Below are 15,772 nucleotides of genomic sequence, written 5' to 3'. Positions count from 1 at the left end.
CCTAATCCTCGGACAGCCAGCTGCGTAGCAATTTAGCAAAGTCTTCTGGTTTTTCTTTTGCCATTTTTTCAAGCTGATTTTTTCTCACCATTTCTTCTGTTTCTGGTTCAGTGTCGATATCAGGAACATCGATTGGTGTACGTTCATCAAACTCAAACTCTTCTTCTTCATCTCTTCTACGCTTGCGTACAAGAAGAATGATAAGAGCGATAATTGCAAGTAGGAGCACACCGCCTACAATATAAACCCAGATTGGAATATTGTTTGAAGGGTTATCTGCCGCAGTTTGCTGTTTACCGTCTAATTTTGATACAGATAAAACGATTTTGTTATCTAAGTCTGCTTGAGTGAGCGCTTGACCATTTGTGTATTCTTTATCAATCGATGTGCTAATGATCGTTGAAAGAATCTTTTTGATATCATCTTGTCTTTCAGCCGTTAAAGAGTTTACATCGTTTGCAGTTGGTGGTTCGACCAATGCTTGAATGCCAACATCTCTGATTTTATAAGGACTTTCTTTGATATCTTTATGAATGCGGTTGACTTCATAATTGATACGATCTTCGCTCTTTTCGTAATCTCCGCTTCCATTCGCTCCATCGGCACCTTGATAATTTGTGACATCATCGTCACCTGTTCCAGCGGTGCCTCCAGCTGCTGCGCCATTACCTGAATAAGTTTCAGCAATCTTTTCAGCGCTGACAGCAATTCCCTGCATGTTTTCTTTATCAACAGGTTCTACAAGGTCTTCTTTTCTTTTTTCTTCAGTAAAATCAATGTCTGTTGTGACCGATACAGCCACTTTATCTTGACCCATCATTGTTCCAAGCAGCTGCTGAATTTTTCTTTGAAGATTCTTTTCGATTTCCTCTTTTTTCTGCTGCTGTGCATCCATTCCACTTGCATAGGAGTCGGAGCTGGTGTTTAAGTCGTAGTAGTTGGAATCTTGGTCCATAATGACAATGTTTTCTGTTTTTAAATTCGGCACACTTTTTGAAATAAGATGATAAAGGCCTTTTACTTGCTGCGGTGTGAGCGTGTAGCCTGGCTCAACTTGCAGCACAATGGATGCTGATGCATTACTTTGCTCTTCTCCAACAAAAACGGAATCTTTTGGCAGGTTAATCATCACTTTTGAATCTTTAATCCCATCAATCGTGTTGATCAGATTGGATAGTTCTGTCTGAGTTGCGTCTACTTTCAGAACATCAAATTCATTATCTGTTAAACCGAAGCCTGAATTGTTTGCAAAGAAGGAATAATCAATGTTGCCTGTCTTAGGGAGCCCTTCAGATGCGAGTGTTACTTTTAAAGAATCTGCTTGCTTTTCTGGAACGAGAATCGTTGTTCCATTGTTTGCAAGTTCCGATTTAACGTTTTTGCCATCTAGTTCCTGTTTGATTTGTCCAGCTTCTGCCTCAGACAAGTCTCTAAAGAGCGGAACCATTTTTTCAGAAGAAGCAAAGATGCTAACAACCGTAATAATGATTGCTAGGGCAGCAACGCCGCCAATCATAAGTATTTTTTGTAATTTTGATCGATTTCGCCAAAACTCAACTGTTTTTGTTCTTAATTGCATTAAAGTACGATTCATCTTAACCCCCGGTCATTCCATTCAGTCTTTTTTTGTCCACCAGCACCTCCTACATCTGCATTCTCATAATCTCTTGGTACGCTTCGACTGCTTTATTTCGAAACTCTGTTGCAGCTGTGAGTGTAACACTCGCTTTTTGCGCGGCAATCATGACTTCATCGAGATTGACATCTTTTCCTTGTGCAAGCGCATTTGTATACTGGTCTGATTTCAGCTGTGATTGATTTAATGCCTCAATGGAATTCTTCAGCACATCAGAGAAATTCGTTTGACTTTTAGGTGCAGCCGCCTGAACGGGCGTTGCATTCGTCAATTCACTTGCTTGCTGAGCAGTTTGAAGCTGGAAAGGAGATATTGCATTAACCAATTATTTTCACCTTACTTTCCTATTTCTAAAGCTTTCATCAGCATGCTTTTATTCGCATTTAGAGCAGTCACGTTTGCTTCATATGATCTTGAGCTGCTGATGAGGTCGACCATTTCTTTTAATGGATCGACATTTGGTGTTTGAACATATCCATTTTCATTGGCATCGGGATTTGTAGGATCATATTGAAGGTTGAATGGAGTTTCGTCTTCAGTAATCTTTGTTACTTTGACGCCGTTTCCTAATTTGCCGCTCGAATTCATACTTGAGTTCAATATAGATGAAAACGATTCACCTGACGGCTGTAATGTGACAAGCTTACGTCTATAAGGCTCCCAGTTGCCATCAACCTGTTTAGCTCTTGTTGTATCCATATTTGCAAGGTTTGAGGATACAACGTCCATTCTGAGCCTCTGTGCCGTTAATGCTGAGGCCGAAGCGTTCACTCCTGAAAAAATCGACATCACTTACCTCCTGTCAAAACTGTTTTAAGAGAATTGAATTTCCCGCTCATTCTTTCCACCAGCGCATTATACTGAATTTGGTTTTTAGCGAGTTCACTCATCTCTTGATCAATATCGACATTATTTCCGTTTTCTTGATAAGAAGTACGGTTGCTCGAAACAACTGAATAATTAGACCCTGTTTTTGAAAAATCAATGTGACCTTGGTATGTTTTTTTAGCATCTAATTTGATTGACGCATCATTTAGCATGTCATGGAATGCGACGTTTTTCGACTTGTAGTTCGGTGTGTCTATATTTGCGATATTATTGCTTATGACTTTTTGCTTAACATTCGCTCTGCCCAAGGCATTCTCAAGGTTGCTTATCGTTCCAGAAAATATATCCAAAACCATATACCTCCAATCATATGTATTTCATTCCATTTAATCATGTCGAGATTTGTAAAACCATATGTTCATTGTAAGAAATAATAGGATTAAAGTCTATGATGTATATGTAAAAAAAACTCGTAATATATATCTATTTTACGAATAGGTATAAAGGCCTAGATTCAAAGCACTACAGATTTGTAAGGGGTTTCTTGGAAAAAAGAGTGACATTTTTCGGACAAATCCTCATTTTTTCACATAAAAAAACCCTTTTCAGCATTTATTTCGGCCAAAAAGGGTTTTTGATTAATGAGATTTTAAATTTTCGAGTTCAATTAAAAATTTGTTGTTTAACACTTTGATGTACGTTCCCTTCATTCCAAGAGAACGAGATTCAATGACGCCTGCACTTTCTAACTTACGTAAGGCGTTTACGATCACTGAGCGCGTGATCCCTACACGGTCTGCAATTTTACTTGCAACGAGAAGACCTTCGTTTCCATCCAGCTCTTCAAAAATGTGCTCAATCGCTTCAAGCTCACTGTATGAAAGAGAGCTAATCGCCATTTGAACAACCGCTTTGCTTCTTGCTTCTTCTTCGATTTCCTCTGCTTTCTCGCGAAGAATCTCCATTCCAACAACTGTTGCCCCGTATTCAGCAAGAATTAAATCATCATCTGTGAATGTATCTTGTAAGCGGGACAGGATTAACGTACCTAAACGATCTCCTCCGCCGATAATTGGAACAATTGTTGTTAAACCTGATTGGAATAAGTCCCGGTTTTCAATCGGGAAAGCTGTATATTCACTGTTAATATCAAGGTTTGAAGACGTTTCAGGGACATTGAATAGACTCTTTGTATATTCTTCAGGGAACTGACGATCTTCAAGCATTTTTTTCATACGTGCATTTTCGATCTGTTGATTAATGGAGTAGCCAAGAAGCTTTCCCCTTCTGCTTAATACGAAAATGTTTGAATCAATGACATCTCTCAGTGTTTCTGCCATTTCTTTGAAATTAACTGGTTTCCCCGCTGCATCTTGCAGCATTGAGTTAATAATCCTTGTTTTTTGTAGTAACGCCATAATAATGATCCTCCTAGATTACTTTATTCATTTGTTAAAGTATAAATTGACTTAAATCTTTGTTATTTGCAATCTTTCCTAGCTTCTCTTCGACATACTGAGGTGTAATGGTCACTGTCTCCATCGTAATATCAGGCGCCTCAAATGAAAGCTCTTCAAGCAGCTTCTCAAGTATGGTATGAAGCCTTCTTGCACCGATGTTATCTGTCTCCTGATTGACATGATAAGCCACTTCGGCAACCTTATGAATAGCATCGTCAGAAAATTCAAGAGATATACCTTCTGTTTCAAGTAAAGCTTTATATTGCTTTAATAATGCATTATCTGGTTCCGTTAAGATTTTCACAAAGTCTTCTATACTTAATTTATCTAATTCTACACGGATTGGGAAGCGTCCCTGAAGCTCTGGAATCAAATCTGATGGCTTTGCCATATGAAATGCACCTGCTGCAACAAACAGCACATGATCAGTTTTAACGGCACCATATTTCGTCATCACAGTTGAACCTTCTACAATCGGTAAAATATCACGCTGAACCCCTTCACGAGAAACATCTGCAGATGATGCACCACCGCTTTTGGCGATTTTGTCGATTTCATCGATAAAAATAATTCCTTGCTGCTCTGCTTTGTAGACCGCTTCCTGACTGACTTCATCCATATCAATCAGTTTTGAAGCTTCCTCAGCCGTTAACGCCTTTCTTGCTTCTCTGACAGTCAGCTTTCTGCGTTTTTTCTTTTTAGGCATGAGATTGCCGAGCGCATCCTGCATGTTCATACCCATTTGCTCCATACCCGAGCCTTGAAGCATATCAAACATGGAAGGCTGCTGTTCTTCTACTTCAATCGTAACGTAATGATCTTCAAGTTCTCCCATCGCCAGCTGATGAGCGATTCGCTTTCTTGTCGATTCGAGTTCCACTTCTTCATTTGAATGATCTCGATCACGGTCATCTTCATCAGAACCGCCAAACAGCATCTCAAACGGATTTTTCACAGACTGACTTTTTTTCTTGCCAGGAACAAGTAAATGAACAAGACGTTTATTTGCTTGTTTTTCTGCTTCCTCTTGAACATCTTTCATCTTTTCTTCTTTGACGAGTCTAATCGCTGTTTCAACTAAATCTCTCACCATGGACTCTACGTCACGGCCGACATAACCCACTTCAGTAAATTTCGTCGCTTCCACTTTAATAAAAGGCGCACCAGAAATTCGAGCAATTCTGCGGGCAATTTCTGTTTTCCCCACACCTGTTGGACCGATCATTAAAATGTTTTTAGGAACGACTTCATCCTTTAGCTTATCATGCAAAAGACTTCTTCTGTAACGGTTTCTTAAAGCCACCGCCACTGCTTTTTTCGCATCAAGCTGACCAATGATGTATTGATCAAGCTTTTCAACTATCTCTCTTGGGGTGAACGGCTTTTTCTCCATACGTCTCATGTCCTTTCTATTCAAGCTCTTCTAAAGTGATTTGATCGTTCGTGTAGACACAGATTTCTCCGGCCGTTTCAAGAGCGGCCTTTGCAATTTCTCTCGCTGAGAGATGGTCACCTGCATGGGTTTTGAGTGCTCTCCCGGCGCTAAGCGCATAGTTGCCGCCTGAGCCAATGGCCAAAATCCCATCATCTGGTTCGATGACCTCTCCAGTTCCAGAGACAAGCAGGATGCTTTCTTTGTTCATGACGATGAGCATAGCCTCAAGCTGCCTTAGCATCTTGTCACTTCGCCATTCCTTCGCTAGTTCTACGGCTGCCCGCTTTAAATTACCACCATATTCTTCAAGCTTTGTTTCAAACTTTTCAAAGAGTGTAAAAGCATCGGCTACTGAACCTGCAAAACCTGCAAGCACCTTGCCTCCGAAAAGACGGCGCACTTTTTTTGCTGTGTGTTTCATCACGACAGCCTGCCCGAAAGTGACTTGACCGTCGCCAGCCATTGCACTTTTTCCTTTATGCTGAACGGCAAAGATGGTTGTTGCATGAAATGATGACATGAAAAAACCTCCTTTTAGGATCGTTTAAAAGCCCTTGGGTGATGAGACATGTACGTGTTTCTTAAAGAATCTTTTGATACATGCGTGTACACCTGTGTAGATGATAAATTTGAATGACCGAGAAGTTCTTGAACACTTCTCAAATCCGCCCCCTCGTTTAAGAGATGCGTGGCAAAGGTGTGCCTTAACATGTGAGGATGGATATGTAATGTACCTGACGCCTTTTTCATTAATTCAGTGAGAATGAATCGTACACCTCGGTCTGTAAGAGGCGTCCCGCGCTGATTCAAAAACACATGAGTATCAGCGCGGTCTTTCCCTTTAGATTTCAGCTTCTGCCTTCCATCCTCTAAATAAGTAATGAGCGCTTCATGAGCATATGACCCGAAAGGAACATACCGCTGCTTGCTGCCTTTCCCATGAACAAGCACTGTATCCATCGATAAATCAAGATCAGATTCTTTTAATGAACATAACTCACTGACCCTCATACCTGTTGCATAAAGAAGTTCTAAAATGGCTTGATTTCTTTGCCCAAGCGGTGTGCTGACATCAGAAACTGTAAAAAGCTCTTTTAGCTCCTCTTCATACAAAAATGAAGGAATCCGCTTATCCTGCTTTGGTAAGCTAACGAGTAAAAAAGGATTTTCTTTCACAAGCTGTTCTCTTAATAAAAATTTATAAAAGCTGCGAAGCGCAGAGACTTTCTTACTAATCGTTCTTCTTGTCAGGCCTTTTTCATAAGCTTCTGTTAAATAAATTCTCGTATCTTGATAGGATACCTCTTCAAAACCGTCTATTCCTTGAATGTTCATAAATCTGACAAACTCTTCAATGGCTTCTGTATATCCTGAGATCGTTAAAGCTGAATAGTTTTTTTCAATTTGCAGATATTCAATGAATAAGTGGACAAGACGCTGTTTATTCGTCATTTTTACACCTCTTTAAGGCTTTTAAATGGTATCACATATCTTGCTTTCCGTGCAATGTTTTACTACAGAGATTTCGAAATAGTTTGAATAGTTTCGATTGCGCGCTTAGCGTACTCTGCATAACGTTCTTGTTTGTTCTTAATTCGAACACCTAGATCTTTCAGCAAACCAAAATTCGCATTCATCGGCTGGAAGCTTTTCTTGTTTGTCGATGTGATGTAGTGAGCCATACTGCCAATCGCCGTCTCCTCAGGAAGTGTCACAAGCTCTTCTCCTTTGACAAAACGAGCGGCGTTAATGCCAGCCACAAGTCCGGACGCTGCGGACTCGACATACCCTTCAACGCCTGTCATTTGTCCGGCAAAGAATAGGTCATCTCTATTTTTAAACTGATAAGTCGGTCTTAAAAGACTTGGCGAGTTAATAAATGTATTACGGTGCATCACGCCGTAACGAACAATCTCTGCTTCTTCAAGGCCTGGAATCAAACGGAATACTTCCTTTTGATCGCCCCACTTCAGATGTGTCTGGAAGCCAACGATGTTATATAAAGTACCTGCTGCATCATCCTGTCTTAATTGAACAACAGCGTAAGGTCTTTTTCCTGTTTTCGGATCTTCCAGTCCTACTGGCTTCATCGGACCAAACAGCATCGTTTTCTTTCCTCTTTTCGCCATGACTTCAATTGGCATACAGCCTTCAAAGAAGATTTCTTTTTCAAATTCTTTTAATGGCACAGTTTCAGCAGAAATGAGTGCCTCATAAAAACGATCGAATTCTTCTTCTGTCATTGGACAGTTTAAATAGGCGGCTTCTCCTTTGTCATAGCGTGATTTCAAGTACACTTTATCCATGTCAATGCTGTCTTTCTCTAGAATAGGTGCCGCTGCATCGTAGAAATAGAGATATTCTTCTCCTGTTAACGATTTTAATTCTTTTGAAAGTGCTTCTGATGTCAGCGGGCCAGTCGCGATAATTGTCGGACCTTCTGGTATGCTTTGCACTTCTTCTTGAAAGACAGTAACATTCGGATGATTTTTCACGCGGTCTGTCACGTTTGCTGCAAATTCATGACGGTCTACTGCAAGCGCGCCGCCAGCAGGAACTGAGCTTTCATCTGCTGCTGCGATGATGGCTGAATCTAAATGACGCATTTCTTCCTTTAATACACCTACTGCATTTGTCAAAGCATTCGCACGCAGTGAGTTGCTGCATACAAGCTCCGCAAATTTATCTGTGTGGTGAGCCGGCGTTTGTTTCACAGGTCTCATTTCATATAAATTGACTTTAATTCCTCGTTTAGCGATTTGCCATGCAGCTTCACTTCCAGCTAAACCGGCTCCGATCACATTTACAAATTGACTCATTGTACAACTCTCCTATTTCGTAAGGTCTGTTTGATGACATAAAAAAGCAGGTGAACAAGGCTGCTCACCGCTATTTTTGTTGTTCCTCTTTATAATCACAGTTGACACATTGAACTTGAACGCCTTTTTTCAGCTTTTTCTCTACAAGCATATTTTCGCATTTTGGACACTTTCTTTCAATTGGTTTGTCCCAAGAGACGAATTCACACTCTGGAAAACGATCACAGCCGTAAAAAATGCGGCGTTTTTTCGATTTTCGTTCAACAATGTTTCCTTCATGACATGACGGGCATTTGACCCCGATATCTTTGACAATTGGCTTTGTGTTGCGGCAGTCAGGAAAGTTAGAGCACGCCATGAACTTGCCGTATCTACCCATTTTGTACACCATCGGATGTCCGCACTCTTCACAATCAACACCTGCGTATTCCGGCTCAATCTCAACTTCTTGCATCTCTGCTTCAGCTTTTTCTACCCGTTTTGCAAAGTCTTGATAGAAGCTGTCGATAATACGAACCCATTCGATCGTACCTTCTTCAACACTATCAAGTTCCTTTTCCATTTTCGCTGTAAATTCAACGTTAATGATTTCAGGGAAGAATTCAATGATTAAGTTGAGTACAATCTCTCCAAGCTCTGTCGGAGTAAATCGTTTATTATCAAGTGCGACATAGCCGCGCTTTTGAATTGTATCTAATGTTGGTGCATACGTAGATGGACGGCCTATACCGAGCTCTTCAAGTGTTTTGACCAATCTTGCCTCAGTGTAACGCGGAGGCGGCTGTGTGAAGTGCTGTTCAGGTTCGATGTCTTCTGAAAGAACTGTGTCCCCTTCTTTCAGATCAGGAAGCATTTTGTCCTTTTCCTCTAGCTGGTCGTCCTTTCCTTCCACATAAACCTTCATAAACCCAGGGAATTTTACTTTACTGCCATTCGCACGGAAAGTAAGACCGTTATGATCAAGGTCCACACTCATTGTATCAAGAACAGCCGGAGCCATTTGGCTGGCCACGAATCGTTCCCAAATCAATTTGTACAGACGAAGCTGATCGCGGCTTAGCACGTGCTTGACATCTGCCGGTTTTCTTAACGTCGAAGTCGGACGGATGGCTTCGTGAGCATCTTGTGCATTTTCATTCTTTTTAGCTGTTCGTTTTGTTGTGTTTAAGAAATTCTTGCCGTACGTCTGATCAATGAAGGCAGATACTTCTTCAATCGCTGTATTGGAAATACGTGTTGAGTCCGTTCTCATATATGTAATGAGACCGACTGTACCTTCTTTACCAAGATCAATTCCTTCATATAATTGCTGTGCAATCATCATTGTCTTTTTCGCACGGAAGTTTAATTTTCTTGCAGCTTCCTGCTGTAAAGTAGAAGTCGTAAACGGAACAGCTGGATTACGTTTACGCTCTTTTTTCGTTACTTTCTCTACAGAGAATTTGCTTCCCTTTAATTTCGAAAGGATTTCTTTTACATCTTCTTTTGTTTTCAGTGGATGTTTTTTGCCATTGAGACCAAAGAAACTCGCTTCGAAGCTTTCTTTTCCTTTAAGGAATGTACCGTCAATTGTCCAGTATTCTTCTGGTTTAAATTCATTAATTTCATTCTCGCGATCAATAATCAGGCGGAGTGCAACTGATTGAACACGTCCGGCACTTAAGCCCTTTTTCACTTTCTTCCATAAAATCGGACTGATTTTATACCCAACGAGACGATCTAAGATCCGTCTTGCCTGCTGCGCATCAACTAAGTCCATATTGATCATACGTGGATGCTTAAAGGAATCTTTAATCGCATCCTTTGTAATCTCGTTAAAAACAACGCGGCAGTCAGAAGAGAGGTCAAGGTCAAGGCTGTGTGCTAAATGCCAAGCAATCGCTTCTCCCTCTCTATCAGGGTCAGCTGCGAGATAGACTTTCTTTGCTTTTTTCGCTGCTGTTTTTAATTCTTTTAAAACTGGGCCTTTCCCGCGAATCGTAATATATCTCGGTTCAAAGTCATGCTCAGTGTCAACACCGAGCTGACTTTTCGGTAAATCCCTTACGTGCCCCATTGAAGCTTTTACTTTATACTTTTTTCCTAAATAACGCTCAATCGTTTTCGCCTTTGCTGGCGACTCAACGATGACTAAATAATCAGCCATACTCAAAATCCCCCTTAAGAGGTGTTCTCTCTTTATACATTTCACAATTCATATTTATGTTAATTGCACCTATCTAACAGGCAATCATTAAAAATTCTTTATGATGAACATCATTATAAACACGAAAAACAAAGTGTAAACTTAAATCCTCACTATTATTAAATATTCCGATGTCTTTTGTCAAACGATATTTTTATGAGAGTTCAGTATATTGAACGCTGTGGAAGGAGAATTCCTCTAAAATATCCTTTGTGGAATGAACAAGCTTTGCCCCCTGCTGAATGAGTCTTGCCGGACCTGTGGAATTATAATCAAAGATGGATCCAGCAACCGCAAATACTTCTTTGCCTTGCTCAAGTGCTTGATAGGCTGTAATAAGAGAACCGCTCTTTTCTTTGCACTGAATCACGATGGTCCCTTTCGTCAATGCACTAATTAAACGATTTCTCATTGGAAAATGCCACTTTTCTGGTTTGACATAAGGCGGGTGCTCTGACAAAAGCAAATGATGTTCACCCATGTATTGAGCCATTTGCGCATGTTCTTTTGGGTATACATGCTGAAAGCCGCCTGCTATAATGCCGATTGTTTTCCCTTTTTTCCTGATGCACTCTTTATGTGCCAGTCCATCGATTCCTTTAGCTAAACCACTGACAATCATCCACTCTTCCTTGACAAGCTCACCAACAATTTTCTTCACACATGCTTCTCCATAAGACGATGGAACTCGCGTGCCGACTACACCTAAACTTTTTTCTTCATTTAAATATGATACGTTTCCTTTTAGGAATAACACAGGGGGAGGATCATAAATATTTTTTAGTGTGCTGGGATATAAGGGTGATGTGATGGGAATCATGTGAATGTTTTGCTTTAAATAGGCTTGAACGATGTGTTGAAAAATGGGGAATTCATTTTCTTCAGCTTGTTTTAAGCGGGTAAAGTCGATCGTTTGTAATGCTCGATCCTGTTTAAAATGATGTGTTTCTTCATTTATATATAGTTCAGGATCGACTTTCCACCATTTTGTTAATAATGAGGGTGAGATGAGGCCTTTTAAGCGGTGAAAAATCATTCTTTCGGACACGTTGTACATAACATTCCTCCTGTTTAAGATAGAAAGAAGAAGACTTGTCAAAGAACAAGTCTTCTTGTGTCATTAATGCGTTTTACAAGCTTCGAAGAGATTCTTCTCTTTTAATACTTTAATCAATGTTTCTCCCATGACAGATGGTGTTTCTGCCACTTCAATTCCACATTCACGCATTGTTTTTACTTTTTCATCAGCTGTTCCTTTACCACCAGAAATAATGGCACCAGCATGTCCCATACGTTTTCCTGGAGGCGCCGTTTTACCGCCAATAAAGCCAACGACTGGTTTAGTCATATTTGCTTTTACCCATTCAGCTGCTTCTTCTTCAGCCGTACCGCCGATTTCACCGATCATTATTACAGCATGTGTTTCAGGGTCTTCATTGAATGCTTTTAACACATCAATAAAGTTTGTCCCATTTACCGGGTCCCCCCCGATTCCTACAGCTGTCGATTGACCAACGCCAGCTTCTGAAAGCTGATGTACCGCTTCATATGTAAGCGTTCCAGAACGAGAAACAACACCCACATGACCTTTTTTATGAATGTAGCCAGGCATGATACCAATTTTACATTCTTCAGGTGTGATGACACCTGGGCAGTTTGGTCCAACTAATCTCGTCTTTTTCCCTTCCATATACCGTTTCACTTTGACCATGTCAAGCACTGGAATATGTTCTGTGATACAAATGACGAGATCGACTTCTGCGTCAACAGCCTCTAAAATGGCATCTGCCGCAAATGGTGCTGGTACATAGATAACAGAAGCGTTCGCTCCAGTAGTCTGAACTGCTTCAGATACAGTATTAAATACAGGAACTCCTTCTACTTCAGTTCCACCTTTTCCAGGTGTGACACCGCCAACGATATTAGTTCCGTACTCAATCATTTGTTTTGTATGGAACAATGCGGTTGAACCGGTAATCCCCTGAACAATTACTCTCGTATTTTTATTAATAAATACACTCATTTAGGTTCCCTGCCTTTCTGCTCTACTTGACTAAAGATACAATCTTTTCTGCCCCGTCAGCCATAGACTCAGCAGAAGTGATATTTAAGCCTGAATCACTCAGGATTTTCTTCCCTAATTCAACGTTTGTTCCTTCAAGACGTACAACAAGTGGTAATGTTAAACCGACTTGTTTCGTCGCTTCAACAACACCTTCTGCAATCACATCACATTTCATGATGCCGCCAAAAATGTTCACGAAAATCCCTTTGACATTTTGATCAGATAAAATGATTTTAAATGCTTCCGTTACTTTTTCAGCTGTTGCACCGCCGCCAACATCTAGGAAGTTTGCAGGGTCCCCGCCGTAATGCTTGATGATATCCATTGTAGACATCGCAAGACCTGCTCCATTGACCATACAGCCAATATTTCCATCTAAAGAAATGTAGCTTAAGTCATATTTAGATGCTTCAATTTCTTTTGGATCCTCTTCATCAAGGTCACGGTATTCTAATATATCTTTTTGTCTATATAAGGCATTGCTATCAAAGTTTAATTTTGCATCAAGTGCCATGACTTTTCCATCGCCTGTTACAACAAGTGGATTAATCTCAGCAATTGAACAATCTTTTTCAATAAACGCATTGTAAAGGCTTGTCATAAACTTAACAGCTTGGCCAACTAATTTTGTTGGAATATTAATTTTAAATGCCACTTCTCTCGCCTGATAGCCTTGCAGACCAATCGCTGGATCGATGACCACTTTGACGATTTTTTCTGGCGTTTTTTCTGCTACTTCTTCAATTTCAGTACCGCCTTCTTCAGATGCCATCAATACAATTCTTGATGTCGCTCTGTCCAAAACTAGTCCAACATAGTATTCCTTTTGAATATCGCAGCCTTCTTCAATAAGTAAGCGTTTTATTTCGCGCCCTTCAGGCCCTGTTTGATGTGTGACAAGTGTCTTGCCGAGCAATTCCTCTGCAAACCCTTTCACTTCATCTTTCGTTTTTGCAATTTTTACCCCGCCTGCTTTACCACGGCCGCCTGCATGAATCTGTGCTTTTACGACATATACAGAGCTCCCTAGCTCTTCTGATGCTTTCACTGCTTCATCAGGTGTAAATGCTACTTTACCATTTGGAACTGAAACCCCATATTTTCTTAGGATTTCTTTTCCTTGGTACTCATGGATATTCATTTCCCATCCTCCCAACATATGTAGAAACAAAAATTATAAAATAGACTGCGCTTTCATTTTAAAGAATAAAAAAGAGAATGTCTAGGGTTCTATGTAAAATCGTAAAATCCTTCTAAACATTCAAACTTTTATTTTATTAAAAATATAAATTTTTCAGCCAAATCACTTATTTTACCTTATTTTTTCATTTTTTGATCTAACCTGTAGATAAACGAAAAAATTTCTGCTACAGTATCGTATAACGCTTCAGGGATCTCCTCATCTAATGTTAAGTGGCGCATGAGTTCGACTAAATTACGGTCTTCCTGGATTGGGACTCCCGACTTTTTTGCTTCTTCAATAATATGATCTGCCACATAGCCGCTGCCTGTTGCAACGACTTTTGGCGCTTTTTGTTTTTCTTCATCGTAATGCAGAGCGACCGCTCTTCTAAGCGGTTTTGAATCCTTCATACTCGTAAGTCCAGCCCTTTCTCGCTGATTTTATGAAAGTGTTCATCTAGAAATTGAGACGGATCTACTGGCTCTTGTCTCTTTTTTGCTGTAATTCCCGTTAAACTGTATCCTAGCGCATTTAAATTCTCCCGTACAGCCGGAATCATCGGATTAATGGTGCCTTGCAGTTCATGGGCTGTCTCGACAGTAATGGACATGACCTTTTGCTGAATCGTACAGTCTATTAAGGTTTCTTCAAGGTTTTCCATGTTTAAATAAAACATGAGGCGGCACTGAGAAATATCAATAGAGCCATCCTTTTTCTTATGTCCTTTTAGAATAAAGGTTAAATCTTGAACACTATGTTTTGAGAAAAGCGGATAGGAAATCATCATTTGACTGACGGTTTGGTTCTCCTGCTGCACAAATAACTGTCCATTCAATCTATGAAACAATTGATCCACTTCTTTTTTAACGGGCTCTGGTAAATCCGCCTGCCTCACATCATTTAAGGTGAGCTTTAATTGGTGCAGCTCCTGACTTTTGACATCCTGGCTGCCTTTTTCAAGCAGTTTCAGCATACCAATTTCATCACGTACACCTATTGCCTTTTTCATCGTCATAAGTAAATCGAGCACATCGGTTTTATTACTTAATGTTGGTTCTGTCTGCTGCACTACCTGGGCCAAAGCTTTTGCCTCTGCTTTTGACAGGAAAGGAAACTCTTTTTGAAGCACAGCTGCTTTTGCGTCAGGCTGAGATCCTGCCTGCTGGAGCCCGTGCAGCAATGCTGTGAGCTGTTTTAAGTTAGGTTCTTGCTGCCCGTCTGCACCTTGTTTCATCAAACTTGCCAGTATCCGCTCAATTTGCTGAGGCGGGATTTGCAGCCCTTTTGGACTTGTTGACTGCTGCACGTTTGTCTGAAGAACTTGGGACGACTGACGCTCTTGAACGATTGCGGCATGGCTATTTTCTTTTTGCTGAGACGGATTGAGCTGAGTCGTTACTGGTGAACTGCCGCCTTGCTTCGCCTCGCCTTCTCTCGCTGCTAGAAGGACCGATAAGAGCTTTTCTGAATGGACGGCTGTCTCTGCATCTACAACTGACCGAACGGCTTGTATAAGGGTCTGTGTGGCATCTGTGTGCTTCGGAAGCTGTGTTAATTGATTTAATAGCGCTGTTATATCCTGATGAAGGGCAGAGGGTGATTTTACGGCTAAAATAGATTGAAGCACCCCTTGCTGGATCGGTAAATCTTTCTTTAAAGCAAAAAGAAGTGACTGGAGCCCTTTCTTCACATCAGCTCCTTGAAGCTGTTCGATCCACTTCACTGCCGTTTTTAACTCTCCTTCGTTGATGACGGACTTTTCCTTTAAAAAAGCTGTAGCTGTCAGCATGTTTTCAAGCCCATTTTTCAGTGAGAGACCTTCTAATAGTTTGGCTGCTGCATCCTTTAATGTCTTAGGATCTTGATCAAATTGCTGAACGGGTCTTAGTTTATTGAGGCTGCCTCCACCCTCTTGTTCAAATTGGAACCAATAAAATGCGTCTGCTTTAAGCTGAGCCGCCAGCTGTGCTTTTATTTTCGTTGAACCTATTTGAACAAGGGCTGTATCATCTCCAAGCATTTTTAGTACTTTACCGAGAATCAGCCGATGAACATTATCCTTCCCTTCGGTGTTTAATGGAACCGATTCGGCCGTATTCAGCCGGCTATTCAGTGCTGTATGTATGTCCTCAACTCTTGTCATCACAGGCAGCCTCCTTAG

The 15,772-nt window shown here is 40.7% G+C and carries 15 protein-coding genes; all 15 read right to left on the bottom strand.

Annotation, left to right across the window (positions count from 1 at the left end):
• Position 1: 1 nt before the first annotated feature.
• A complete protein-coding gene (gene fliF, locus MHI23_RS07920) occupies positions 2-1,594 on the bottom strand; it encodes a flagellar basal-body MS-ring/collar protein FliF (RefSeq protein ID WP_024424177.1) in 1,593 nt (530 codons plus the stop codon).
• 49 nt (positions 1,595-1,643) lie between these two features.
• Complete coding sequence (gene fliE, locus MHI23_RS07915; RefSeq protein ID WP_025092577.1) at positions 1,644-1,961, bottom strand: flagellar hook-basal body complex protein FliE; 318 nt, start codon at positions 1,959-1,961, stop codon at positions 1,644-1,646.
• A gap of 11 nt (positions 1,962-1,972) precedes the next feature.
• Positions 1,973-2,425: a flagellar basal body rod protein FlgC gene (gene flgC, locus MHI23_RS07910; RefSeq protein WP_024424179.1), complete on the bottom strand. Its 453-nt coding sequence runs from the start codon at positions 2,423-2,425 to the stop codon at positions 1,973-1,975.
• Positions 2,425-2,814, bottom strand: a complete 390-nt coding sequence (gene flgB, locus MHI23_RS07905) for a flagellar basal body rod protein FlgB (RefSeq protein ID WP_012009952.1) — start codon at positions 2,812-2,814, stop codon at positions 2,425-2,427. Before flgB ends, flgC begins: the two co-directional genes overlap by 1 nt.
• 288 nt (positions 2,815-3,102) lie before the next feature.
• On the bottom strand, positions 3,103-3,882 hold the full coding sequence (gene codY, locus MHI23_RS07900; RefSeq protein ID WP_007499612.1) for a GTP-sensing pleiotropic transcriptional regulator CodY: 780 nt from the start codon (positions 3,880-3,882) through the stop codon (positions 3,103-3,105).
• 34 nt (positions 3,883-3,916) lie between these two features.
• The gene (gene hslU / locus MHI23_RS07895) at positions 3,917-5,317 is read right to left on the bottom strand and encodes an HslU--HslV peptidase ATPase subunit (RefSeq protein ID WP_342492426.1); all 1,401 of its coding nucleotides are present in this window, start codon (positions 5,315-5,317) and stop codon (positions 3,917-3,919) included.
• A gap of 16 nt (positions 5,318-5,333) precedes the next feature.
• A complete protein-coding gene (gene hslV, locus MHI23_RS07890) occupies positions 5,334-5,879 on the bottom strand; it encodes an ATP-dependent protease subunit HslV (protein ID WP_024424181.1) in 546 nt (181 codons plus the stop codon).
• A 14-nt stretch (positions 5,880-5,893) separates the two neighbouring features.
• Positions 5,894-6,811 carry a tyrosine recombinase XerC gene (gene xerC, locus MHI23_RS07885; protein WP_024424182.1) on the bottom strand — a complete coding sequence of 306 codons (918 nt, stop codon included), beginning with the start codon at positions 6,809-6,811 and terminating at the stop codon, positions 5,894-5,896.
• A 62-nt stretch (positions 6,812-6,873) separates the two neighbouring features.
• On the bottom strand, positions 6,874-8,178 hold the full coding sequence (trmFO, locus tag MHI23_RS07880; RefSeq protein WP_024424183.1) for an FADH(2)-oxidizing methylenetetrahydrofolate--tRNA-(uracil(54)-C(5))-methyltransferase TrmFO: 1,305 nt from the start codon (positions 8,176-8,178) through the stop codon (positions 6,874-6,876).
• A 70-nt stretch (positions 8,179-8,248) separates the two neighbouring features.
• Positions 8,249-10,324, bottom strand: a complete 2,076-nt coding sequence (topA, locus tag MHI23_RS07875; RefSeq protein WP_342492425.1) for a type I DNA topoisomerase — start codon at positions 10,322-10,324, stop codon at positions 8,249-8,251.
• A 193-nt stretch (positions 10,325-10,517) separates the two neighbouring features.
• Positions 10,518-11,420: a DNA-processing protein DprA gene (gene dprA / locus MHI23_RS07870; RefSeq protein ID WP_342492424.1), complete on the bottom strand. Its 903-nt coding sequence runs from the start codon at positions 11,418-11,420 to the stop codon at positions 10,518-10,520.
• Positions 11,421-11,483: 63 nt separating this feature from the next.
• Positions 11,484-12,386 carry a succinate--CoA ligase subunit alpha gene (sucD, locus tag MHI23_RS07865; RefSeq protein WP_007499624.1) on the bottom strand — a complete coding sequence of 301 codons (903 nt, stop codon included), beginning with the start codon at positions 12,384-12,386 and terminating at the stop codon, positions 11,484-11,486.
• A 22-nt stretch (positions 12,387-12,408) separates the two neighbouring features.
• On the bottom strand, positions 12,409-13,569 hold the full coding sequence (gene sucC, locus MHI23_RS07860) for an ADP-forming succinate--CoA ligase subunit beta (protein ID WP_024426972.1): 1,161 nt from the start codon (positions 13,567-13,569) through the stop codon (positions 12,409-12,411).
• Between the two features lie 176 nt (positions 13,570-13,745).
• Positions 13,746-14,021, bottom strand: a complete 276-nt coding sequence (locus MHI23_RS07855) for a FlhB-like flagellar biosynthesis protein (RefSeq protein ID WP_003211418.1) — start codon at positions 14,019-14,021, stop codon at positions 13,746-13,748.
• The gene (locus MHI23_RS07850; protein WP_342492423.1) at positions 14,018-15,754 is read right to left on the bottom strand and encodes a glycosyltransferase; all 1,737 of its coding nucleotides are present in this window, start codon (positions 15,752-15,754) and stop codon (positions 14,018-14,020) included. Before MHI23_RS07850 ends, MHI23_RS07855 begins: the two co-directional genes overlap by 4 nt.
• Between the last annotated feature and the right edge of the window lie 18 nt (positions 15,755-15,772).

This window comes from Bacillus sp. FSL M7-0003, from assembly GCF_038628485.1.
Classification (GTDB): Bacteria; Bacillota; Bacilli; order Bacillales; family Bacillaceae; genus Bacillus; species Bacillus safensis.
Note: the sequence above shows the minus strand (reverse complement) of the source record. Positions and strands in the feature narration are given on the sequence as shown.